This window comes from Mesorhizobium sp. M1348 (assembly GCF_040317925.1).
Lineage (GTDB): Bacteria > Pseudomonadota > Alphaproteobacteria > Rhizobiales > Rhizobiaceae > Mesorhizobium.
In genome coordinates, this window is sequence record NZ_JAMYLH010000003.1 from 164,544 (window position 1) to 186,346 (window position 21,803).

The window sequence follows — 21,803 nt, forward strand, 5'->3', positions numbered from 1 at the left end:
GATTTATCGGATCGCGTCCAGCGCCTGCCTTTGCCGATGCATCTCGAGAAACACGCGGTAATCGCGATCGAACCGCCCGGCGGCAGCCGGATTGGGCTCTCGTGTCTTGCCGCCCTGCTGCATGGCGACGCAGGCGGCATTCAAATCGGGGAAAAGCCTGGCGGCGGTGGCGGCAATCATGCCGGTGCCGAGCAGCACCGCCTCGTCCGCCAGCGGCTCGACCACCGTGCAGCCGGTGGCGTCGGCATAGAGCTCCATCAACAGCGGGTTCTTGGTGTGGCCGCCGGTGACGTGCAGCGTGTCGATCAGATAGCCGTTCTCGTTCAGCGCTTCCAGCACATGGCGGACGCCAAGCGCGATGCTGACAGCGGTGCGCCAGTAGAGCTTGCACAGGCTGTCGAAGGAGGAATCCAGCGTCAGCCCGCTGATGACGCCAACGGCATGCGGGTCGGCGAGCGGCGAACGGTTGCCGTGAAAATCGGGCAGCACATGCAGCCTGGCGGCGAGATTGTCGCCTTCGGCGGCGCGCAGCTCGGCGACGCGGCGGGCGATCCTGGCATGCATGACGGCATCCGGCTCGCCGCCGGCGCCATGCCAGCGGATGATGTGATCGAGCAGCGCCCCGGTGGCCGACTGGCCGCCTTCCGACAGCCACAGTCCGGGAAGGGCGGCGCCATAATACGGCCCCCAAACACCGGCGAAAGGCTGCGGATCGGGCGACATCGCCATGACGCAACTCGACGTGCCGGCGATCAGGGCCAGATGGCGGCCGATGTCCTGCGCTTCACCGGCGAAGCCGCCGAGCACGCCAAGCGCGCCGGCATAGGCATCGATGACGCCGGCGCCGACCCGGCATTTTTCGGTGAGGCCAAGCTCCGCCGCGGCTCGTGCGCCGAGCGGACCGATATCGGCACCGACCGGGCTTGCCTTTCCCGGCAGATTGCCGTGCTCGAAAAGGTCGCCGAGCCCGACCGCTTCGAAGAAGTCGCGCCGCCAGCCGGTCTCTTCATGGGCCAGATAGGTCCATTTGGCGGTCAGCGTGCATTGCGAACGGGCGAGCGAGCCGGTCGCCTTCCAGGTCAGGAAGTCGGTGAGGTCGAATAGGTAGCCGGCTTCGTTCCATGTTCCGGGTAGGTTGCGCTTCAGCCACATCAGCTTGGGCGTCTCCATTTCCGGCGACATGACGCCGCCGATATAGTCGAGCACGGCATGGCCGCTTTCGGTGCATTCGTCGGCCTCGGCAATGGCGCGATGGTCGAGCCAGACGATGGTGTCCCAGCGTCTTTCGCCTGATAGCGACACGCTGAGCTGGCCGCCATGCCGGTCCCGCACCACCAGCGAGCAGGTGGCGTCAAAAGAGATGCCGACGATATCCTCAGCCTTCACGCGCGCCTTTTCGCGGGCAGCGCGGACGGCCATGCACACCGCCGACCATATATCCTGCGAATCGTGCTCGGCGTGGTCGGCCTTCGGCTGTTGCATGGCGATCGGGTGCTCGGCGCGGCCGAGCAAGGCGCCACCGGTGTCGAGAATGCCGGCACGGGCGCTTCCGGTGCCGACATCGACCGCGCAAACGAAACTGTTGGTCAAGGTGTTCTTGCTCTCGCTCCCAGGCCTGCAATCAGATCGGGCAATTGCAGCATGTCAGCGAATATAAAGTCCGGCTCACTCGACGCAAGCCGCGCTTTCAATGCCGAGTTGCCGGTGTGTGAGCCGCCGGTGAAGGCAAGGACGCGCATGCCGGCCGCCCGCGCCGCTTCGATGCCAGCCGGGCTGTCCTCGACGACGAGGCAGTTTCGCGGAACAGCCCCCATTTTGTCGGCTGCATGGAGAAAGAGATCGGGCGCCGGTTTGCCCCGCGCCACCATGGCAGCGCTGAACAAATGCGGCTCCAGCAGCCCAAGCAACTCCGTAACCTGGAGCGCATAGCGGATCCGCTCCAGCGTGCCGGAGGAGGCGACGCAGCACGGCACGCCGAGCTTCGGCAGGACCTGTGCGATGCCTGGCATCGGTTTCAGCTCCTCGCGGAACTTGCGCATCAGTTCGGAGCGCATCTCGATCAGATGCTGGTCGGTAATATCGAGCCCGAAGTCGCTTGCGAGGATTTCGCGGACGCTCTTCATGCTCTTGCCGAGGAAGTGCTCGTAGGCAATGTCCTCGCTGACGTTGCCGCCGGCAAGCGCGATCATCTCCAGCAATGCCGAGACGGACAGCATCTCGCTATCCACCAGCACGCCGTCACAGTCGAAAATGACCAGTTCAGGCGTCATCGCGCTGGATCGGCTTCAGAGTTCGCCGGCGAGATAGCGCGTCAGTGTCGCGCGCGCGCCGTCCGCCCACAGCGATTTGAGCGCATGGGCGAACGCTTCGGCGAACGGCGCCGAGCGTCCGACGTCGCCATAGATGTCCTCCATGGCAAGCCAGGCGGCAGGCATGCCCCTGGCCGCCTTGGCTGTCGCCTGCAACCGGCCCCAGTTCGGGTCGTTGGGCTCGGTGACGGCACCGGAATCCGTGGTGCCGAAGCAGTAGCGACACCAGAGCGCAGATTCCAGCGCCAGGCCGACGACGCTTTTGCCAGCCTTCAGCCGGTCGGCGATGGTCGGAATGATGAATTTCGGCTGGCGGTTGGAGCCGTCGAGGCAAAGCCGGCGTATGGTGTCGCCGATCTTCGGATTGGAGAAGCGGTGCTCGATGAGCTGGTAGTAATCTTCGAGGTCGGTGTCCGGCACCGGCGGCACGGTCGGGATGATTTCGTCATGCTCGAGCTTGTCGAGGAAGCCGCGTACCAGAGGCTCCTGCATCGCCTCATGGACGAAATGGATGTCCATCAGCCCGGCCGGATAGGCGATGGTCGCGTGGCCGCCATTTAGGATGCGGATCTTCATCAGCTCATAGGGCGCGACGTCGCTGACGAACTGCACGCCGACCTGTTCCAGCGGCGGCCTTCCGTCGGTGAAACGGTCCTCCAGCACCCATTGCTTGAACGGCTCGCAAAACACCGGCCAATTGTCGTCGAGGCCGAACTCGCTGGAGAGAATGCCGCGCTCGCGGTCGGTGGTGGCCGGCGTGATGCGGTCGACCATGCCGTCGGGAAAGGCAACGTTTTCGCTCACCCAGTTTGCCAGATCCTCGTCGATCAGCCGCGCAAGGCCGATGACGCCATCCGAGGTGACGTGGCCGTTATGGGGGATGTTGTCGCAGGACATGACGGTGAAGGGCACGATACCGTCGGCGCGGCGGCGCAGCAGCCCGGCGAGGATGAGCCCAAAAACGGTCTTCGGTGTCGCCCCGGGTTGCGCGTCGGCAACGATGTCGGGATGCGTCGGATTGAAGACGCCTGAAGCCGGATCGATGAAATACCCACCCTCGGTAATGGTCAGGGAAACGATCTTGATCGCCGGATCGGCGAGCCGCTCGACGATTGCGATCGCGTCGCCAGGCACCAGGAAGTCGATCATGACGCCGGTGACGCGCGCGCTCATATGGCCGCTGTCCTGCTCGACCACGGTGGTCAGCCAGTCCTGCTCCTGCAACTTGCCGCGGCCGACCTTCTCGCCCTCGAAGACGCCGGCGCCAACAATGGCCCAGTCGTGGCCGACGCCCGAATTGAACAGGTCGTCGAGATAGACGGCCTGGTGCGAGCGATGGAAATTGCCGACGCCGAAATGCACGATGCCGGCCTTGAGCGCGACGCGATCATATTTCGGGCCGGCGACCTTGGGCGGCAGCTTGGCGAGGATGGAAGAAGAGAGTTTCACGGTCATCTGCTTTTACCCTTTAGCGGGACGGCTCTTCCCCCCGTGGAGGAGACGGGGAGAAGAGCGCCTTCGCCCCCCTCAACTCATCCACTGGCCGCCATCGACATTATAGGTCTGGGCGACGATGTACTCGGCCTCATCGCTGGCCAGGAACACCGCCATGCCGGTGAGGTCTTGCGCCGTGCCCATGCGGCCATAAGGCACGGCTTCGCCGACCAGCCTCTTCTTCTCGCCCCTCGGCCGGTTCTCGAACTTGGCGAACAAGGCATCGACATGGTCCCAGTGCTCGCCGTCGACGACACCAGGGGCGATGGCATTGACGTTGATGCGGTGCTTGATCAGGTCGAGCCCTGCCGACTGGGTCAGCGAGATGACCGCAGCCTTGGTGGCGCAATAGACGGCGACCAGCGCCTCGCCGCGGCGCCCGGCCTGGCTCGCCATGTTGATGATCTTGCCGCCCTTGCCGCGGGCAATCATCGAACGGGCGGCGGCCTGCAGCATGAACAGCGTGCCGGCAACGTTGACCGAGAACAATTTGTCGTAGTTTGCCTTGGTGATCTCGACGATCGGCGCCAGGTCGAACAGGGCAGCGTTGTTGATCAAGATATCGAGACCGCCGGCCCTGGCTTCGACCGCCTTGACGGCCGCATCGATAGACGCGAGATCGGTGACGTCCAGCTTCACCGCGTAGGCATTGCCGCCGATTTCCGAAGCCGTCTTCTCGGCAGCCTCGAGATTGATGTCGCCGATGGCGACCGTCGCCCCCTCGCGCATGTAGGCTTCGGCAAACGCCCTGCCGATGCCGCGCGCCGATCCGGTGATCAGCGCCGATTTACCTCCGAGCCTCATTGCAGCATCGCCTTCCCATCGGTGCCGAAACGATGCAGCTTGGTCTTGTCCGGTGTCAGGTAGATCGTGTCGCCGTGATGGGCGGGCAATTCGCCGTCGGCACGCACCGTCAGCTGCCCGACACCATCTGCCTGGACGTGCAAAAACGTGTCGGAGCCGAGATGCTCGGCAACGCCGACCGTCGCCTTCCAGTCGCCTGACGTCTTCGAAATGTTCATATGCTCCGGGCGGATGCCAACTGTCTTGGCGCCATATTTGGCGGCCGGCGCGCCTTCGATCAGGTTCATCTTCGGCGAACCTATGAAACCGGCGACGAACAGGTTCTTCGGCGTCTTGTAGAGCTCCATCGGCGAGCCGACCTGCTCGATATTGCCGGCATTGAGCACGACGATCTTGTCGGCCATGGTCATCGCCTCGATCTGGTCGTGGGTGACGTAGACCATGGTTGTCTTGAGCTGGTGGTGTAGCTCGCTGATCTCCAGCCGCATGGTGCCGCGCAGCGCCGCGTCGAGATTGGACAAAGGCTCGTCGAACAGGAAGGCCGATGGCTGGCGCACGATGGCGCGGCCGATGGCGACGCGCTGCCGCTGGCCGCCGGAGAGCTGGCCGGGGCGGCGGTCGAGGTAGTTGGTGAGGTTCAAAATCCGCGCGGCGTCCTTCACCTTCTTGTCGATGGTGGCTTTGTCCTCGCCCGCCATCTTCAGCGGGAAAGCGATGTTCTTGGCCACCGTCATGTGCGGGTAGAGCGCATAGGACTGGAACACCATCGCCAGCTTGCGCTTGGCCGGCGCCTCACCGGTGACGTCGCGGCCATCGATATTGATGGTGCCGCCGCTGGTATCCTCCAGGCCAGCGATCAGACGCAACAGCGTTGACTTGCCGCAGCCTGACGGGCCGACGAAGACGACGAACTCGCCGTTCTCGATGACCAGGTCGAGGCCGGGAATGATGGATGTCGCCCCGAAGGATTTGGAGACGTTCTTGAGCGTGATGTTTCCCATGATTTCCTCCCCCGAAGGGCTATTTCGTCGTTTTGCGTCAGGCAGTTTCCGTTACTTTACTGCCCCAAATGTCAGGCCGCGGACCAGCTGCTTCTGGCTGAACCAGCCCATGATCAGGATCGGCGCGATCGCCAGCGTCGAGGCGGCCGAAAGCTTGGCCCAGAACAGCCCCTGCGGGCTGGAGAAGGAGCTGATGAAAGCGGTGAGCGGCGCGGCCTCGGTGGTGGTCAGCCGGATCGTCCAGAACGCCTCGTTCCAGGCGAGAATGATGTTGAGCAGCATGGTCGAGGCGATGCCGGGCACCGCCATCGGCGTCAGCACGTAGATGATCTCGTTCCAGAGCGATGCGCCGTCCATGCGCGCCGCTTCCAGGATCTCGCCCGGGATCTCGCGGAAATAGGTGTAGAGCATCCAGACCACGATCGGCAGGTTGATCAGCATCAGCATGACCATCAGGCCGATGCGGCTGTCGAGCAGTCCGGTATCGCGGAAGATCAGATAGATCGGGAACAGCACGGCGACGGCCGGCATCATCTTGGTGGAAAGCATCCACATCAGGATGTCCTTGGTGCGTTTGCTCGGCGAAAACGCCATCGACCATGCCGCCGGTACGGCGACAAGCAGAGCCAGGACGGTCGAGCCGACCGACAGGAACACCGAGTTCAGGAAGAATTTGAAATAGCCGCTCTGCGCCTGGACCTCGGAATAGCTCTCCGTGGTTCCCGACGGGAACAGGTTGAAGCCTTGGATGGCCTCCTGCTCCGATTTGAACGAAGTGATGATCGTATAGAGGATCGGGAAGAAGATCAGTAGCGCGACGATCCAGGCGGCCGCGGTCGCAATCGTCTTGTGCTGGGTGGTGACTGCACGTGCCATCTTAGCCTCCCTTATTTGTCCAGGTTCTTGCCGACGGCGCGCATGGCGAAGAAGGCGACGATGTTGGCGAGAATGACGGCGATGATGCCGCCGGCGGACGCCTGGCCGATTTTGAACTCCAGCAATGCCTTCTGGTAGACGAGGAAGGGCAGGTTGGTAGAGGCGTAACCCGGGCCGCCATTGGTGGTGACGAGGATCTCGGCATAGACCGACAGAAGGAAGATCGTCTGGATCAGGATGACGACGGTTATGGCGCGCGACATATGCGGCAGCGTCAAATAAATGAAGCGGCTGATGAAGCCGGCACCGTCCATTTCGGCGGCTTCCTTCTGCTCGCCGTCGAGCGACTGAAGCGCGGTCAACAGGATCAGCGTCGCAAACGGCAGCCACTGCCAGGCAACGATGATGATGATCGCCAGGAGCGGGTGCTGCCCGAACCAGTCGATCGGCTGCCCGCCGAAGAAGCGCGCAATATCGGCGAAGACACCGTACTGCGGATGCATGATCATGTTCTTCCAGACCAGTGCTGCCACCGGCGGCATGACGAAGAACGGCGAGATGACGAGGATGCGGACGATGCCCTGTCCCCACATCGGCTGATCGAGCAGAAGCGCCAGCAAGATACCGCCGATCACCGTGATCAAAAGCACGCTGACGACGATGGTGAGCGTGTTGAGGATCGACTGCAGGAATGCCGGGTTGGAATAGAACAGCGCGTAGTTCGAAAAGCCGACGAAGCCGTCGCGCATCGGATTGAGCGGATTGTACTGCTGGAAGGAGAACCACAGCGTGAATGCCAGCGGCACAATCATCCAAACCAGCAGCAGCACCACGGATGGCGCCATCATGAAACGGGCAAGCGAACGGGTCTGCTGAGTAGCCATGACGGTCACCCTTCGAGGTCAGCCAAGTTTTTCAGCGGTATGAAGCTGGCCGCCCGAACTGGGATTCGGGCGGCCGGTGCCGATTGCTATTGGCAACCGGCACCGGGAGGAACCTACTTGATGTAACCGCCCTCGGTCATCGTCGCGGTGGCGGCGTCCTGCGCCTGCTTCAAGGCATCGTCGACGCTCGACTGGCCGGCAAGTGCCGCTGAGAAGAGCTGGCCGACGGTGGTGCCGAGACCCTGGAACTCAGGAATGGCGACGAACTGGACGCCGACATAAGGCACCGGCTTGACGGTTGGGTGCGTCGGATCGGCGGAGTTGATCGAGTCCAGCGTCATCTTGGCGAAAGGCGCTGCCTTCTGGTACTCGGGATTGGCATAGAGCGAGGAGCGCGTTCCCGGCGGAACGTTGGCCCAGCCTTCCTTCGAGGCGACGAGCTCGGCATAATGCTTGCTGGTAGCCCAGGATACGAACTTTTGAGCGGCGTCGGCCTTCTGGGTGCCGGCGGGGATGGCCAGCGACCATGCCCACAGCCAATTGCCGCGCTTGCCGAGGCCATTGTCCGGCGCCAGCGCATAGCCGACCTTGTCGGCGACGGTGGAGTTCTTCGGGTCGGAGACGAAGGAGGCAGCGACGGTGGCGTCGATCCACATGCCGCATTTGCCCTGCTGGAACAGCGCCAGGTTTTCGTTGAAGCCGTTGGACGACGCGCCCTCGGGGCCGTCGGCCTTCATCAGGTCGACATAGAATTGCAGCGTGTTCTTCCATTCGGGCTGGTCGAATTGCGGCTTCCAGTTCTCGTCGAACCAGCGCGCACCGAACGAGTTCGACATGGCGGTCAGGAAGGCCATGTTCTCGCCCCAGCCTGCCTTGCCGCGCAGGCAGACGCCGTTCACGCCGTTGGCGCGGTCGGTCATCTTGTCGGCGGCCTGCTTGATGAAGTCCCAAGTCGGTGCATCGGGCATCTTGAGCCCGGCCTTTTCCATCAGGTCCTTGCGGTACATGACGAAGGAGCTTTCGCCGTAGAACGGCGCTGCATAGAGCTTGCCGTCGACCGACAGGCCGCCGGCTATGGCCGGGATGATGTCCTTGACGTCGTAATCGTCGCCGAGCTTGTCGAGAGGCAAGAGCCAGCTCTGCTTGGCCCAGATCGGCACCTCGTAGGTGCCGATGGTCATCACGTCGTACTGGCCACCCTTGGTGGCGATGTCGGTGGTGACGCGCTCGCGCAGGACATTTTCCTCGAGCGTGACCCACTGCAGCTGAATGTCGGGATTCGTTGCGGTGAAGTCGTCGGTCAGCTTCTGCATGCGGACCATGTCGCCATTGTTGACCGTGGCGATGGTGATGGATTCGGCATGCGCGGCGAAAGCAAGCGCGCTGGCCGAGAACAGGCCTAGGGTGAACGTGCGAAGTTTCATCAAAATTCCTCCCATAAACCAAGATGAGCATTTGCCTTGGCTGTGAGCAATTACTCACTTAAGGTGAATTATGTCAAGACGGATTCGTTGCTGCAGCGCAGCACGTCGGTCTCGTGCAGCGGCAAGCCTGGGCCACTCGCGGGATATGTGAGAGGGGTTCGGTCGGGCTCATCGCGCCGCCAAAAGCCGGAGCTTTGCTGTCCGGGTGGCTGGGATTCAGCCTATTGGCAAGCGATCTCGCTCAGGATCCAATCGCGGAAGGCGCGGATCTTCGGCACGTTGCGCCGCGCTGTCGGATAGACCAGCCAATAGGCATGGCCGTCGTCACCAACAAGATCGAAGGGCTGGATCAGGCGGCCGTCGGCAAGTTCGGTCTTGAACAGCGCCTTGGTAACGATCGCCACGCCGTGGCCGGCAATCGCGGCGTTGGCCTCATAGGCCTGCGCGCCCATGCTGGTGCCGGGGCGCTTGGCCAGTTCCTCGACCGGCAGGCCGGCGGCGGCAAACCAGTCCCGCCACCAGATGTCGCCCGGGTCGAGGATCGGCAGCCGCAGCAAGTCGGCCGGCTCCTTGACGCCGCCGATGCTTGCCGCGAGCTTTGGGCTGAGAACCGGCGTGAAATCGGCCCTGAAAAGCATATGGGTCTCGACGCCCGGCCAGTTGCCGCCACCGGAGCGGATGGCGATGTCGATATCCTCTCTGGCAAAGTCGACAACCCTGTTCGAGGTGTCGACGCGCACCGCCAGCGACGGATGCGCGACCTGGAACGAACCGAGATGCTGCGCCAGCCAATTGGAGGCAAAGGTCAGCAGCGTCGAAACGCAAAGTACGCCGTCGGCGCCGGTGCGCGCGGCGGCATAGGCGCCGCTCAACAGCGCGAATGCTTCGCTGACCGCGGGCGCCAGGCGTTGGCCGGGTTCGGTCAGCACGATCTGTTTTGGCTGGCGCAGGAACAAGGGCGCGCCGATGCGCTCCTCCAGAAGCTTGATCTGATAGCTTGCCGCCGCCTGCGTCATGCCAAGCTCCTGGGCGGCCTTGGTGAACGAGAGATGCCGCGCCACGGCCTCGAACACCCGGATCGCCTGAAGCGGAGGAAGCTGCGAAACCAGCTGTCGTGAATTGAGCTCCGGCATAAGCCCTCCTTATGGGCAGTGATCGACGTTTGATTGGCGGCACCGGCCGGTCCTACCGATATTCCGTGTTGAAGATCAATTACGCCTAGAGATAGCGAAGGCTGACGATCATGACCACAATACAGGAAAAGCTGCTTCTTGCTCCAGCCCATGGCTGGTTTTCACGGCTGGCGCGGGGATTGGCAAGGCACGCGGCGCGGAAACGGGCCTATCTCGACGTCCGGGAACTGCCGCCGCATCTGCAGCGAGACATGGGCTTCCTCGACGGCAATGATCCTTGCGGCCGTCGCCAGTAGTGTCGCTCGTTTTATCGGGGGTTCAGATGCGTTTCGATTTCACATGATCGTTTCCGACCGTCAGGGGCTCGGAGATCATGCGCCCGCCAGCAGGGCGGCGGCGGTCCGCTCATCGGTGATCAGGCCGTTGACCAGCCGCCGGTTGACGGCGGCGAAGATGCCCGGCAGCTTGCGGTCGCCCATGGCAAGCGCGATCACCAGCGACTTTTCGCGCGACGGCAGCGGCGCCGACGACACCCGGTCGTTGGTGATGCCGTCGATCATGCGGCCGTCGCGATCGAACACCCAGCCGACGATCTCGGCGACGCCGCCGGCCTTCTGCAGCGCCTTCAATTCACCCTCCGAGATGAAGCCGTCCTCGTAAAGCGGCGCCTTCGGGCCGAGATCGCCTATGCCGACAAAAGTGACGTCGGCCTCGGCCGCAAGCGCCAGCGTCGGCTGGATCATCGGCTGGCTGAGCAGCATCTCGCGCTCCTCCGGCGAGGAGGCGATGACCGGCAAAGGCATCGGAAACGAGCGCGCCTTGACCCTGTCGGCCATGGTGAAGATGACGTTGTAGAAGGCGGCCGAGCCGTCCGGCGAGATGTTGCCGGTCAGCGATACCACCTTGTGCTGCGGGCATTCCATCGGCGGCAGCTGCTCGATCGCGGCCTTCAGCGTGCGGCCGGTGCCGATCGCCATGACAATCGGGGTCGGCGACCTCAGCCGCCGCTCGATCTCGGCCGCCGCCGCCTCTGCGACGCCGATGACGGTGGAGGACGAAGACGGGTCGCTCGGCACCACCTCGACCAGATCAAGGGCAAAGCGCGATTTCAGCCGTGCCGCAAGGTCGAGGCAATTGGCGATCGGATGGTCGACGCGCACCTTGATCAGCCCTTCGGAGACTGCGAGCGACACCAGCCGCTGCGCCGTCTGCCGCGAGATGCCAAGCGTGGCGGCGATCTGGTCCTGGGTGTTGCCGGCAACGTAATAGAGCCATCCGGCGCGCGCCGCGTCGTCCAGCCTGTTGCCGCCGCTGTCCTGCCGCGAATTCAAGTTCCTGCCTCCCAACCCGCCGAGCATAAGAGGCGGAGTACCATAGTTTCGCAGGGAATGAACTTGCGCGCAATTGCCTATTGTACGAGCAATTGCTTAAGGACTTGGTGGTTCGAACGAAGTGACGGGGTCGACCTAGTCTCGTCGCAACAGCAAGGCTGTCGAGGTCGCACCAATCTCGGTTCCAAAGCGCGACGTGTTCGATCGGCCTCATGCATGTCGTTATCGCAAAACCGCTGCACACTTTTGCGCGACATGCATTAGCGGGGACGCGGCGGTTTATCTCCCGCGCTAAACGCTTTAAGGGATTTTGGAGAATGGAGCCTTGCATGACGCCGAAAGCGGTTTTCTGGGATATGGACGGCACGCTGGTCGACAGCGAGCCGCTGCACGAGGCAGCGCTGATTGCGGCGCTGCACAGCGTCGGCATCGCACCGCCGGCCAACCTGCACGAGCGGGTGCTCGGCATCGCCGCATGGCCGGTCTACGAAATGCTGCGCGACGAGTTCGGCCTCGACCTGCCTTTCGACGACTGGATCGTGCGCAAATACGATCACTATCTGCCGATGGCCGAAACGCTGACGCCACGCAGCGGCGCGATCGAGATTTTCAATGAGCTGCGGGAGCTTGGCGTGCCGCAAGCGGTGGTGTCCAACTCGGACAGGCTGATCGTCGATGCCAATCTGCGCGCCGTAGGCCTCGTCTATCCCGGCATGAAGACGGTCAGCCGCAACGACGTGCGCGAAGGCAAGCCGCATGCCGAACCTTTCCTGCGCGCCGCCTGGTTGGCCGACGTCGATCCCGCCGAGGCCGTGGCGGTCGATGACAGCGTGACCGGCGCCACGGCGGGGCTGGCAGCGGGAATGAAGACGATCTTCTGGCCAGAGGTGCCCATGGAAGGGCCGCCGGGGGCGATTGTCATCAACAGCGCCGACGAATTGCGGGCCAAGCTCGGGCTTTAAGCCAGGCCCGGCGGGACTGCACTCAGTTCCGGTAGGCAGGCTCCTGCTCGTCGAGGATCGCCTTCAGTTCGGAAAGGTGGCGCTCGGCCTGGCCGGGATAGTCTTCCTGTTCCCGTGCCGCCTTTTCGGCGATCTCATCCGACAGAACCCGCAGCGTCCGGCCTGTCCACAGCGCCTTGATATAGGTTTCGGCGGCGCGCTCGAAATAGAACATGCGGTTGAAGGTGTCGGCGACGCTGTCACCGATGACCAGCACGCCATGGTTGCCCATCACCATGACCTTGACCTTCGGGTCCACAAGAAGCTGCGAGCAGCGCTCGCCCTCTTCCTCGAAGGCCAGCCCGCCATAATGAGCGTCGACGACATGGCGGTTGAAGAAGATTGCCGAGTTCTGGTCGACCGGCGGCAGCGTCGAGTCGGCAAGCGAGGCAAGCACGGTGGCGTGGATCGAGTGGACATGCATGACGCAGCGCGCATGACGCACGTTGCGATGGATGGCACCATGCAGCCCCCACGCCGTCGGATCGGGCGCATTCGGGCCGACCAGCGTGTCGGGATCATTGGCGTCGATCAGAAGCAGATCGCTCGCCTTGATGCGCGAGAAATGCACCTGGTTAGGGTTCATCAGGAATTGCGAGCCATCGTCGTTGACCGCCAGCGAAAAATGGTTGGCCACCGCCTCGTGCATGTTAAGCCGCGCCGTCCAGCGGAAGGCGCAAGCCAGATCGACGCGCTCCTCATAGAACGGCAGGTTGGTCAGCACTTCCTTCTGCAGGCGCGTGATGCTCATCGTAGACCTCCGTGAATGGAGCGAGCATGCCGCGCGGCTGGAACACGCGCAACCGGTTTCGTTTGGTGCAGGCGAGCGCCGTTATGCCGCCGTGCTGGTGGCCGCGCCGACCCTGAGCCCGCCATGCTCGACGATGAAGTCTATCACCTCCTGCAGTCCCTTGCCGCGCGACAGGTCGGTGAAGCCGAACGGCCGTTTGCCGCGCATGCGGGCAGCGTCGCGTTCCATGATGTCGAGATTGACGTTCACATAGGGCGCAAGGTCGCTCTTGTTGATGACCAGGAAATCGGACCGGGTGATCGCCGGCCCGCCCTTGCGCGGAATCTCCTCGCCCTGGCAAACCGAGATGACATAGAGCGTCAGGTCGGCAAGGTCCGGCGAGAAGGTGGCGGCGAGGTTGTCGCCGCCCGATTCTATGAAGACGATGTCGAGATCCGGGAATTTTTTGGTCATCTCGGCGATCGCCTGCAGATTGATCGAGGCGTCCTCGCGGATGGCGGTGTGCGGACAGCCGCCGGTCTCGACGCCGACGATGCGATCCTCGGGCAGCGCCTGCAGCCGGGCCAGCATCATGGCGTCTTCCTTGGTGTAGATGTCGTTGGTGACGACGGCGATCGAGAACTCGTCACGCAGCGCCTTGCAGAGCTTTTCGGTGAGCGTCGTCTTGCCCGAGCCGACGGGACCGCCAATGCCGATGCGAAGAGGACCGTTGGGCGATATCATGCGGGGAACTCCGTGAAGGCAAGAATGGCGAAGGCAAGCCCGATCAGCAGGCACAGCGGCGAATAGTAACGCAGATCGAGCCGCGCGAAAGGCTGTTCGGGCGTCAGCCGGCGCCACCAGGACGTGAAGCCGGCAATGCCGCGCGCCAGGAAAACCAGGGCGATAAGCAGTGACGTGGCGGCAAGCCCAGCCTTGGGAAACGGCGTGGCAAAGATGCCCTCGAGCGCCATCGGCCACAGTGTCGCCAGGCCGAGACATGCGGCGACGGCGAAGCTGGCGAAGGGTGCCGGCATTTCGTCGACGCCATGAAAGCCGATGACGGCGCGGGCGCAGGAGGCAGCGTCCCTGCCCGGCCAGATGCCGCCAATGCCCCAATAGACATGCAGTGCGGTGATCAGCAGCAGGACCGAGGAGAGCGCGGAGGCTAGGACGATCATGAGCGGAACAGCCGCGAATACTGGGTCTCGTGCTTCATCGCCGTGATGTCGGAGATAAAAGCGCAGCCGCCGAGATCGTCGAGGGTCGAGTCGGAAGCGCGGGCTGCAGTCGCCAAGGCCAGCGGCTCGAAGCCGGCGAGCAGCGCGGTCGCTCCGGTCTGGCCAACGACACCAAGCCGGATCGCGGCCTGGACGAGGTTGGAAAAGAAGGCCTGCAGGAAGCCGGCCAGCGCATCCCGCAGCATAATTCCGTGGCCGCCGGCGACGGCACCGACGGCGACGCAATAGGCACATTCGGCCGGCAGGCGGTCCAGCACCTGGCACGGCCAGGCCGAGGCCGCCTTCAGGAAGGCGGCGCCCTGCAGCATGGTTTCGGCATGACGCTCGCGCGAGCCGGCCAAGGCCTCTGCGAGTGCTGCGATTTCGGCGAGATCGCCGGCTTCGCGCGCACGGCGCCAGCTTTCGGCAAACAGCACCGCATCGTTCCAGCCCGAACCCATCTCGACCAGCGTCTCCAGCCACGCGGCGAGCTCTTTGCCGTCGGCAACCAGCCCGGCATGCACGGCTTGTTCCAGGCCATGGCTGTAGGAAAAACCGCCGACCGGAAAAGACGGCGACAGCCACGCCATCAGCCGCAACAAAGCAACGTTGGAAGGCTGGGCCACGTTGGAGGGCTGGTCAGTCATGATCATGGTCGTGCGAATGGCTGTGGGAATGCGATTCGCTGTGGCTATGGGAATGCGCTTCGGCGTGGCTGTGTGCATGCACCTCGGCATGAGCATGGCCGTGCCCGCCATGCCCGGAATAGGCACCGCGCACCGGCTTGAACGGTTCGGAAACGTCGCTCACGGTGGCGCCAAGCCCTTCCAGCATCGCCTTGATGACATGGTCGCGCAGGATGAGGATGCGCCCAGCTTCGATGGCGGCTGCGAGATGGCGGTTGCCGATGTGCCAGGCAAGCTCGGCCAGATGAACAGGGTCGCTGGCCCGGACGTCGTAGAGCGGCTCCGCCGCCGCGATGACCTCGATGTGGCGGCCATCCTCCAGCACCAGCCGGTCGCCATGGTTCAAGGTCACCGGTTCGGGCAGGTCGACCAGCACCTTGTCGCTACGGGCCGTTTCGATGGCGCGACGGCGCAGATGCCGCTCGTCATGGGCAAGCACTGCGCTGTCATACGGCGTAGTGGTTCCGGCCTTGCCGGCAGCTAGTACCGCCACAGCGCGCGGGAATTTGGTGAAGTCGGTGCGGATGTCGAGCTTCATGTAAGACTACCTTTCGCAAAAAGCCTAGACTATACCGATCAGCCGCCCCAATGGCGCTCAAACAATCGTGTCGAAGAGCCGCAGGATAAACGATATCTGATAGACGAGCGCGCCGGCGACAAAGGCGATGTGAAAGCGGCGGTCGCGCAGCAGGACCGCAATGACGCAAAGCGCTACGAAAACCGGCGTGCGGATCAGATATTCGACGCCGAAATGTGCGAAATGCGCCGGCCCTTTCAGCAGCGTATCGACCACGTCGAGCAGATAGGTCGCCGCCAGCAGGCCGAAGAACCAGGCCCGGCGCGAATAAAAGAAATCCTCATAGCTGGTGTAGTCCAGCATCGAATCCGGAAACAGCAGCGCGCAGAGCAGGAACAGCGTGACGGCGTAGAAGATGATGAACAGGTATTTGCCGAAGGTCCAATTCTCGATCTGGAACAGGCCGAACTCCCACCACCAGAAATGCACCAGCATTAAAAGCACCGACGCAACCCAGGCGAGGTGCACGGGATAGAGCCGGTATTGGCCGGGATGCTGGACGATGCGGGCGAGCCCCGACAGCAGGCGGGTGACGCCGAGGCCGATCACCATGCCCAGGACGATGCGGATATGAGGGAAAATGTCGTGGGCGTAGGGGAGTTGCTGGTCCATAGGCCTGGCGCGGCATGTTCTACGTCGGTCGTTCTAACGCCTATGGTTCAGAACAGGAAGTAGCGTTGCGCCATCGGCAGCACGGTGGCCGGCTCGCAGGTGAGCAACTCGCCGTCGGCGCGGACCTCATAGGTTTCGGGGTCGACCTCGACATGCGGCGTGGCGTCGTTGAGCACCATCGAGTGCTTGCCAATGCCGCCGCGGGTGTTCTCTACCGCCACCATCTGCTTGTCGATGCCGAGCCTGCCGCGCAGGCCGGAATCGAGCGCGGCCTTCGAAACGAAGGTCACCGACGAATTGGTCATCGCCTTGCCATAGGCGCCGAACATCGGCCGATAGTGCATCGGCTGCGGCGTCGGGATCGAGGCGTTGGGATCGCCCATCGGGGCGGCGGCGATCATGCCGCCAATCAGCACCATGTCCGGCTTGACGCCGAAGAAGGCCGGGTTCCACAGCACAAGGTCAGCGCGTTTTCCCACCGCCACCGAACCGATGTCCTTCGACAGGCCATGCGCGATGGCCGGATTGATGGTGTATTTGGCGATGTAGCGGCGGACACGGAAATTGTCGTTGTTGCCGGTCTCCTGCGGCAGCGAACCGCGCTGGCGCTTCATCTTGTCGGCGGTCTGCCAGCAGCGGATCGCCACTTCGCCGACACGACCCATGGCCTGGCTGTCCGACGAGATGATCGAGAAGGCGCCGATGTCGTGCAGAATGTCTTCGGCGGCGATGGTTTCCTTGCGGATGCGGCTCTCGGCAAAGGCGATGTCTTCGGGGATCGACGGCGACAGGTGATGACAGACCATCAGCATGTCGAGGTGTTCGGCCAGCGTGTTGACCGTGTAGGGGCGGGTCGGATTGGTCGAGGACGGAATGACGTTGGGCAGGCCGCAGACCTTGATGATATCAGGCGCGTGGCCGCCGCCGGCGCCTTCGGTGTGGAAGGCGTGAATGGTGCGGCCCTTGATCGCTGCGACCGTGTTTTCGACGAAGCCGGACTCGTTCAGCGTGTCGGTGTGGATCATCACCTGCACGTCGTAATCGTCGGCGACCGACAGGCAGCAGTCGATTGCAGCCGGCGTTGTGCCCCAGTCCTCGTGCAGCTTCAGCGAGCAGGCGCCGGCGAGCACCATCTCCTCGAGCGCGGCAGGCAGCGACGCGTTGCCCTTGCCCGACAGGCCGATATTCATCGGGAAGGCATCGAAAGACTGGATCATGCGCGCCAGATGCCACGGCCCCGGCGTGCAGGTGGTCGCCAGCGTGCCGTGGGCCGGGCCGGTGCCGCCGCCGAGCATGGTGGTGATGCCCGACATCAGCGCTTCCTCGATCTGCTGCGGGCAGATGAAGTGGATATGCGCGTCGAAGCCGCCGGCGGTCACGATCTTGCCCTCGCCGGCAATAATCTCGGTGCCCGGGCCGATGATAATGGTAACGCCGCCTTGAGTATCCGGATTGCCGGCCTTGCCGATCGCGGCGATGCGGCCGTCCCTGAGGCCGATATCGGCCTTGACGATGCCGGCGGTGGCATCGACGACCAGCGCATTGGTGATGACGGTGTCGACCGCGCCTTGCGCGCGCGAAACCTGGCTCTGGCCCATGCCGTCGCGGATGACCTTGCCGCCGCCGAATTTCACCTCCTCACCGTAAAGGGTGAGATCCTTTTCGACTTCGATGAACAGCTCGGTGTCGGCGAGCCGGACCTTGTCGCCAACGGTCGGGCCGTACATCTGGGCATAGGCGGCGCGGGTGATTTTGGCGGGCATGGATGTTCCCTGTTTGCGGATGCGGCCCTCAACGGCCAGAATGGCTACTTACTTTAACCCCAAAGTCCCCCGTGCGGGCCGCACTGACGTCTTCGCTAGTTAGTCTCGGGATCCTCTTCGGGCCACGGATCCCCGGCTCGCCGGCACATGTAGTCCATATGCATACTGCCTCAGAACGGCTCCCTCGGCAGCCGATAGCCGTCGACAGTCAAATCGAGCCCTCCACATGTGTGCTTCCACTGAAGATGGGAAAGAACATCGTGGACTGCACTACTTCGAGCGTCTTCGATCAATTGCGCAACAATTTCCCTATTCGATCCGGTGAGTGACAGGAGAAATGCCTTTCTTGTTTCCTCCTGCAAATCCAACGGCAAATCGTCGTGGTTCGTGCGTTCCGTATGCCCGTACTTTCTAATCCGATCTGCTACGACCTCGGAGCCCGAAAGCTCGACAAATTCGTCGATGAATTTCTGGTAGCGCAAACCGCCTTCCGAAAAGCTCGCGGAAATCATAGTTTTCCCCACTGCCTTCTGCTGAAACACGGCCTGCCCGCGGCCGGGCCCCACATTGCCGCCATCCTATGGTCACGCAATGACCCGCTGAGCGACACTTTCCGATCCCATTTAGCGTTTGAGGTGGCCGGGCCACCCCAAAACGACCATTTGCCAATCGATGGAAAGGAACATCCATGCGCAAAACGACCCTTCTGGCAGCCGCCGCCACGCTGGTGCTCGCAACTGCCGCCAGCGGCCAGCAACAGCCTGCGCAGCAGCCCAGTCCGGCGCCGGCGGCGCCTGCTCCTGCCGCACCCGGGGCGCAGCCGCAGGCGCCCACCATCCAGGCGATCAACGTCGTCGATATCAAGGATCTGCCGGCGGACACTCAAGCCAAGGTCAACGAGGTGATCGCCAAGCGCAGCGATGCCGACCTGCAGAAACTGCGCGGCTCGATCGACGCGACACCGCAGGTCAAATCCGCGCTCGAAGCCAAGGGGCTCACCTCGGCGCAGGTGATCGCCGCCAGCATGAGCACCAATGGCGCGCTGACGCTGATCACCAAGAAAGCGAGCTGACGAGACGAGGCGGCGGGCCGGCGCCCGGTCAGCCCGCCGCATCGCAAAGGGAACCTTCACGGGGGACGTTACGTTTCGGTCCTGTCGCCCTGACACAAGCCTCGAAAAGGACCCTGAGAACGAGCGATGGCGATCACCACCTTCTCCGACACCAGATGGCTGCATGGGATTGCCGCAACCGCGTTTCTGGCAGCCAGCATTCCGCACGCCGCGCTGAACGCGCAAAGCCTGGACAGCGCCGAGACCGTCAACCGGATCGTCGGCTCGGAGGTCGGCCAGGAAGAGACCAAGACAAATGCGGAAGCCGGCAAGGTCAGTTCGGCGATTGACCGCACGCGTGAAAACATCGCCGTCGTGCGCAAGACATCCAAGCTCGACAAGGTCGATATCGTGTTTCTTACCGACGCCGCGCGCACCGAAGGCGGCCCGCCGCCGGCGATCGAGAACAAGGTCAGGCAACATCGGGACGACATTGCCGAGCTGCGCAAGGAGATCGAGGCGAACGCATTGCTGTTCAACGCCATCGACTCGCGGCGAGTGCAGACCGAGGACGTTCTGGCGGTAGAATTCGACGATCCCGGAAAGGTCGTCATCTATGCGGCGGCCAAGCCGCCCGGCTGAGCCGAAACTGCTCGACGCCTTCGATCTCACAGCGCGCCCATGATCTTCTGCTGAAACCCGTAGACCTCGCGCTTGCCGCCGAGCGGCACCAGAGTAACGTCGCGCTCCTGCCCCGGCTCGAAGCGCATCGCGGTGCCGGCAGCGATGTCGAGGCGCATGCCGCGGGCCTTGTCGCGATCGAATCTCAGTCCCGCATTGGTCTCGAAGAAGTGGTAATGGCTGCCGACCTGGATCGGCCGGTCGCCGCTGTTGGCTACCTTCAAGGTGACCGTCGGCAGTCCCTTGTTCAGCTCGATCTCGCCGCTTGCCGTGATGATTTCGCCAGGGATCATTGATTGCCTTCCGTTTCACGGTCGCCGGATCAGGCGGCCTTGCGGGGGCCGCAGCCTTCGGCCTTCAGCACACGTCTGGTGGAGGCCGGATATTTCTTCAGCAGCGCTGCCGGACGGATCGGGCGGGCCGAGAAGTTGCCGCCGCAATTCGGGCAGGCGCCGCCGAGCACGTTTTGTGCGCAGTCGGCGCAAAAGGTGCATTCGAAGGTGCAGATCACCGCATCCGTCGCATCGGGCGGCAGATCCTTGTCGCAGCACTCGCAGTTGGGACGCAGCTCAAGCATTTTCCTCTCCTTGGCGGTGTTATCTGATCGGCTCGTGCACGGTCACCAGTTTGGTGCCGTCTGGAAACGTCGCCTCGACCTGCACGTCGTGGATCATTTCGGCAATGCCTTCCATCACCTGGGCCCGCGTGACGACATGGGCACCGGCCTCCATCAGCTCGGCGACCGCGCGGCCGTCGCGGGCCCCCTCAACGACGAAATCGGTGATCAGCGCGATCGCTTCCGGATGATTGAGCTTGACGCCGCGTTCGAGCCGCTTGCGGGCCACGATCGCCGCCATGGCGATCAGCAGCTTGTCTTTCTCCCTCGGCGTCAGATTCATGCTTTTTCCTGCAGTGGCACGATCGAAATCAGAGTGACCATAATTTGGGCAGGCCTGCCCGTCCGTTGAGCGATTCGACAAGCGGCACCAGCCGCTTGCGGAGCTGGTAGCCGTCCTCGGCGAACAGCCTCGCAAGAAGCTTGCCAGATTTCCGCACGCTCCAGAAACTGACGCCGCCCTGGCCGCCGACTATGCCCCGGGCCGGCTCGAGCAAAGCCTCTGCCCGCGGCGACACCATCAGCAGCGTCGCCACGGCGACGGCACCGCCGGCAACTGCCGTGCGGTTCAAGGTGGCCGCAATGTCGGGCCCGATGCGGAACTCCTCGGCATGGACCAGCTTCCCGTCCTGGCGGACACGCCAGCGGTCGTGGAAATGGCCTTGCGCTGCCCGTTCACCCATGGCCAGACGGCCGAAGACGGTAGCCTCCAGGATCAGCGCCTCGGCTCCGGCGGCAAGCTCCACGTCAAGTGTGCGGGCAAAGGCCGAGCGGTCGAAGACGATGGTTTCCTGCGGCAGCCAGGCAATATGGCCATCTTCGCCGACGGTCAGCTGCACCCGCACTTCGGCGCGGTCGGATGCGGCGCGGTAGATTTTCTCGCAGGCCTGCGTCGTTATGGTTGCGGCGGCGCCGGCACCGACATCGACCTCCCAGGCGAGACGGTCGCCACCGGTCAGCCCGCCGGCAGTGTTGATCAGGACGGCTTCGAGCGGATCGGCCGAGACCGCCGGCATGCGGATCTTGGCAGAGCCGTCCTGGTACAGCCGCCGAAGACGCGTGCGGCCTCCGTTCCAGTCGCAGCCAAGCCGCGCGACGCCGGCAACACGCTGGGCCGGCACTGGGGTCAAGCTATATGCGATCGTATCCACGACACCAACGTTAAGCACTGCGGCGGCTTTGTCGATATATAGCTTGTTGCTTGACAGCGTTTCGGTTTCTATAGAGGGAGCCACCTTGGTACGGTCACCGGCGCCCGGCGGGGGTAAAAGGCGACGATGACGACGTAATCGAGGACAAAAGGGGCGCTGATCAGTTGGCGTCGGGAAACGACAGAGTTGGGGAAGAAACCGAATGGCTGACCAGCTGGCAAACGATATCATCGCCAAGATCAAGGCTCATGCCGAGCCGGGCGGCGAGGAAATCACCACCAGTACCGAACTGACCGCCCTTGGCATCCATTCGCTGGAACTGACGGAAATCATCTTCGATCTCGAGGAAGAGTATGGCATCGAAATCGAGATGAACACGGTCGATGCCTGGAGCAATCTGAAGAATGTCGGCGACATGGTCGAGGCGGTTCGCGCGCTGATCGCGAAAAAAGCCTGACC

The 21,803-nt window shown here is 63.3% G+C and carries 27 protein-coding genes; 5 read left to right on the plus strand and 22 right to left on the minus strand.

The window, feature by feature from the left end:
- Window positions 1-3: 3 nt before the first annotated feature.
- From NKH13_RS07810 to gcvA, 9 genes are all read right to left on the minus strand, one after another.
- The gene (locus NKH13_RS07810; protein WP_352911867.1) at window positions 4-1,590 is read right to left on the minus strand and encodes an FGGY-family carbohydrate kinase; all 1,587 of its coding nucleotides are present in this window, start codon (window positions 1,588-1,590) and stop codon (window positions 4-6) included.
- Complete coding sequence (locus NKH13_RS07815) at window positions 1,587-2,270, minus strand: HAD family hydrolase (RefSeq protein WP_352911869.1); 684 nt, start codon at window positions 2,268-2,270, stop codon at window positions 1,587-1,589. Before NKH13_RS07815 ends, NKH13_RS07810 begins: the two co-directional genes overlap by 4 nt.
- 15 nt (window positions 2,271-2,285) lie before the next feature.
- On the minus strand, window positions 2,286-3,764 hold the full coding sequence (locus tag NKH13_RS07820) for a mannitol dehydrogenase family protein (RefSeq protein WP_352911872.1): 1,479 nt from the start codon (window positions 3,762-3,764) through the stop codon (window positions 2,286-2,288).
- A gap of 72 nt (window positions 3,765-3,836) precedes the next feature.
- Window positions 3,837-4,607 carry an L-iditol 2-dehydrogenase gene (locus tag NKH13_RS07825; protein ID WP_352911874.1) on the minus strand — a complete coding sequence of 257 codons (771 nt, stop codon included), beginning with the start codon at window positions 4,605-4,607 and terminating at the stop codon, window positions 3,837-3,839.
- Window positions 4,604-5,608 (minus strand): ABC transporter ATP-binding protein, encoded by a 1,005-nt coding sequence (locus tag NKH13_RS07830; protein ID WP_352911875.1) that lies wholly within the window; start codon window positions 5,606-5,608, stop codon window positions 4,604-4,606. Before NKH13_RS07830 ends, NKH13_RS07825 begins: the two co-directional genes overlap by 4 nt.
- A gap of 51 nt (window positions 5,609-5,659) precedes the next feature.
- Window positions 5,660-6,484, minus strand: coding sequence for a carbohydrate ABC transporter permease (locus NKH13_RS07835; RefSeq protein ID WP_352911877.1), 825 nt, complete (start codon window positions 6,482-6,484; stop codon window positions 5,660-5,662).
- Between the two features lie 11 nt (window positions 6,485-6,495).
- Window positions 6,496-7,368: a carbohydrate ABC transporter permease gene (locus NKH13_RS07840; protein WP_031195183.1), complete on the minus strand. Its 873-nt coding sequence runs from the start codon at window positions 7,366-7,368 to the stop codon at window positions 6,496-6,498.
- 113 nt (window positions 7,369-7,481) lie between these two features.
- Entirely contained in the window at window positions 7,482-8,792 is a 1,311-nt protein-coding gene (locus NKH13_RS07845) for an ABC transporter substrate-binding protein (protein WP_352467784.1), read from the minus strand.
- A gap of 221 nt (window positions 8,793-9,013) precedes the next feature.
- Entirely contained in the window at window positions 9,014-9,925 is a 912-nt protein-coding gene (gene gcvA / locus NKH13_RS07850) for a transcriptional regulator GcvA (RefSeq protein ID WP_292662413.1), read from the minus strand.
- A 110-nt stretch (window positions 9,926-10,035) separates the two neighbouring features.
- On the opposite strand from gcvA, the gene NKH13_RS07855 reads away from it, so the two are divergent.
- A complete protein-coding gene (locus NKH13_RS07855) occupies window positions 10,036-10,221 on the plus strand; it encodes a hypothetical protein (protein WP_292662415.1) in 186 nt (61 codons plus the stop codon).
- 75 nt (window positions 10,222-10,296) lie between these two features.
- Here NKH13_RS07855 and NKH13_RS07860 read toward each other — a convergent pair whose 3' ends face one another.
- Window positions 10,297-11,256 carry a sugar-binding transcriptional regulator gene (locus NKH13_RS07860; protein WP_352716338.1) on the minus strand — a complete coding sequence of 320 codons (960 nt, stop codon included), beginning with the start codon at window positions 11,254-11,256 and terminating at the stop codon, window positions 10,297-10,299.
- Between the two features lie 329 nt (window positions 11,257-11,585).
- On the opposite strand from NKH13_RS07860, the gene NKH13_RS07865 reads away from it, so the two are divergent.
- Window positions 11,586-12,218: an HAD family hydrolase gene (locus tag NKH13_RS07865; protein ID WP_352911882.1), complete on the plus strand. Its 633-nt coding sequence runs from the start codon at window positions 11,586-11,588 to the stop codon at window positions 12,216-12,218.
- Window positions 12,219-12,240: 22 nt separating this feature from the next.
- Here the strand turns inward: NKH13_RS07865 and NKH13_RS07870 are convergent, their stop codons facing one another.
- From NKH13_RS07870 to NKH13_RS07905, 8 genes are all read right to left on the minus strand, one after another.
- A complete protein-coding gene (locus NKH13_RS07870; protein ID WP_352911885.1) occupies window positions 12,241-13,008 on the minus strand; it encodes a class II aldolase and adducin N-terminal domain-containing protein in 768 nt (255 codons plus the stop codon).
- An 81-nt stretch (window positions 13,009-13,089) separates the two neighbouring features.
- A complete protein-coding gene (gene ureG, locus NKH13_RS07875; protein ID WP_352911888.1) occupies window positions 13,090-13,731 on the minus strand; it encodes an urease accessory protein UreG in 642 nt (213 codons plus the stop codon).
- On the minus strand, window positions 13,728-14,168 hold the full coding sequence (locus NKH13_RS07880; RefSeq protein ID WP_352911891.1) for a DUF3995 domain-containing protein: 441 nt from the start codon (window positions 14,166-14,168) through the stop codon (window positions 13,728-13,730). The genes ureG and NKH13_RS07880 overlap by 4 nt, the downstream gene beginning before the upstream one ends.
- Window positions 14,165-14,860: an urease accessory protein UreF gene (locus tag NKH13_RS07885; RefSeq protein WP_502908305.1), complete on the minus strand. Its 696-nt coding sequence runs from the start codon at window positions 14,858-14,860 to the stop codon at window positions 14,165-14,167. The genes NKH13_RS07880 and NKH13_RS07885 overlap by 4 nt, the downstream gene beginning before the upstream one ends.
- Window positions 14,847-15,431 carry an urease accessory protein UreE gene (locus tag NKH13_RS07890; protein WP_352911896.1) on the minus strand — a complete coding sequence of 195 codons (585 nt, stop codon included), beginning with the start codon at window positions 15,429-15,431 and terminating at the stop codon, window positions 14,847-14,849. Before NKH13_RS07890 ends, NKH13_RS07885 begins: the two co-directional genes overlap by 14 nt.
- 57 nt (window positions 15,432-15,488) lie before the next feature.
- Complete coding sequence (locus NKH13_RS07895; RefSeq protein ID WP_352467774.1) at window positions 15,489-16,082, minus strand: hypothetical protein; 594 nt, start codon at window positions 16,080-16,082, stop codon at window positions 15,489-15,491.
- A 47-nt stretch (window positions 16,083-16,129) separates the two neighbouring features.
- Entirely contained in the window at window positions 16,130-17,845 is a 1,716-nt protein-coding gene (gene ureC / locus NKH13_RS07900; RefSeq protein WP_352911899.1) for an urease subunit alpha, read from the minus strand.
- A gap of 170 nt (window positions 17,846-18,015) precedes the next feature.
- On the minus strand, window positions 18,016-18,357 hold the full coding sequence (locus NKH13_RS07905; RefSeq protein WP_352911902.1) for a DUF6547 family protein: 342 nt from the start codon (window positions 18,355-18,357) through the stop codon (window positions 18,016-18,018).
- Between the two features lie 176 nt (window positions 18,358-18,533).
- Here NKH13_RS07905 and NKH13_RS07910 point away from each other — a divergent pair, with 176 nt between their 5' ends.
- A complete protein-coding gene (locus NKH13_RS07910) occupies window positions 18,534-18,917 on the plus strand; it encodes a hypothetical protein (protein WP_352911905.1) in 384 nt (127 codons plus the stop codon).
- 126 nt (window positions 18,918-19,043) lie between these two features.
- Complete coding sequence (locus NKH13_RS07915; RefSeq protein ID WP_023722544.1) at window positions 19,044-19,538, plus strand: hypothetical protein; 495 nt, start codon at window positions 19,044-19,046, stop codon at window positions 19,536-19,538.
- Between the two features lie 26 nt (window positions 19,539-19,564).
- Here NKH13_RS07915 and NKH13_RS07920 read toward each other — a convergent pair whose 3' ends face one another.
- Genes NKH13_RS07920 through NKH13_RS07935 form a run of 4 tightly spaced genes read right to left on the minus strand, consistent with a single transcriptional unit; the run spans window position 19,565 to window position 21,344 of the window.
- The gene (locus NKH13_RS07920) at window positions 19,565-19,870 is read right to left on the minus strand and encodes an urease subunit beta (protein ID WP_352911909.1); all 306 of its coding nucleotides are present in this window, start codon (window positions 19,868-19,870) and stop codon (window positions 19,565-19,567) included.
- Window positions 19,871-19,899: 29 nt separating this feature from the next.
- The gene (locus NKH13_RS07925; protein ID WP_352911913.1) at window positions 19,900-20,154 is read right to left on the minus strand and encodes a DUF1272 domain-containing protein; all 255 of its coding nucleotides are present in this window, start codon (window positions 20,152-20,154) and stop codon (window positions 19,900-19,902) included.
- Between the two features lie 19 nt (window positions 20,155-20,173).
- Window positions 20,174-20,476, minus strand: coding sequence for an urease subunit gamma (locus tag NKH13_RS07930; RefSeq protein ID WP_023677011.1), 303 nt, complete (start codon window positions 20,474-20,476; stop codon window positions 20,174-20,176).
- Between the two features lie 28 nt (window positions 20,477-20,504).
- Complete coding sequence (locus tag NKH13_RS07935) at window positions 20,505-21,344, minus strand: urease accessory protein UreD (protein ID WP_352911915.1); 840 nt, start codon at window positions 21,342-21,344, stop codon at window positions 20,505-20,507.
- 202 nt (window positions 21,345-21,546) lie between these two features.
- On the opposite strand from NKH13_RS07935, the gene NKH13_RS07940 reads away from it, so the two are divergent.
- Window positions 21,547-21,801 carry an acyl carrier protein gene (locus tag NKH13_RS07940; RefSeq protein WP_023677013.1) on the plus strand — a complete coding sequence of 85 codons (255 nt, stop codon included), beginning with the start codon at window positions 21,547-21,549 and terminating at the stop codon, window positions 21,799-21,801.
- Window positions 21,802-21,803: the final 2 nt, after the last annotated feature.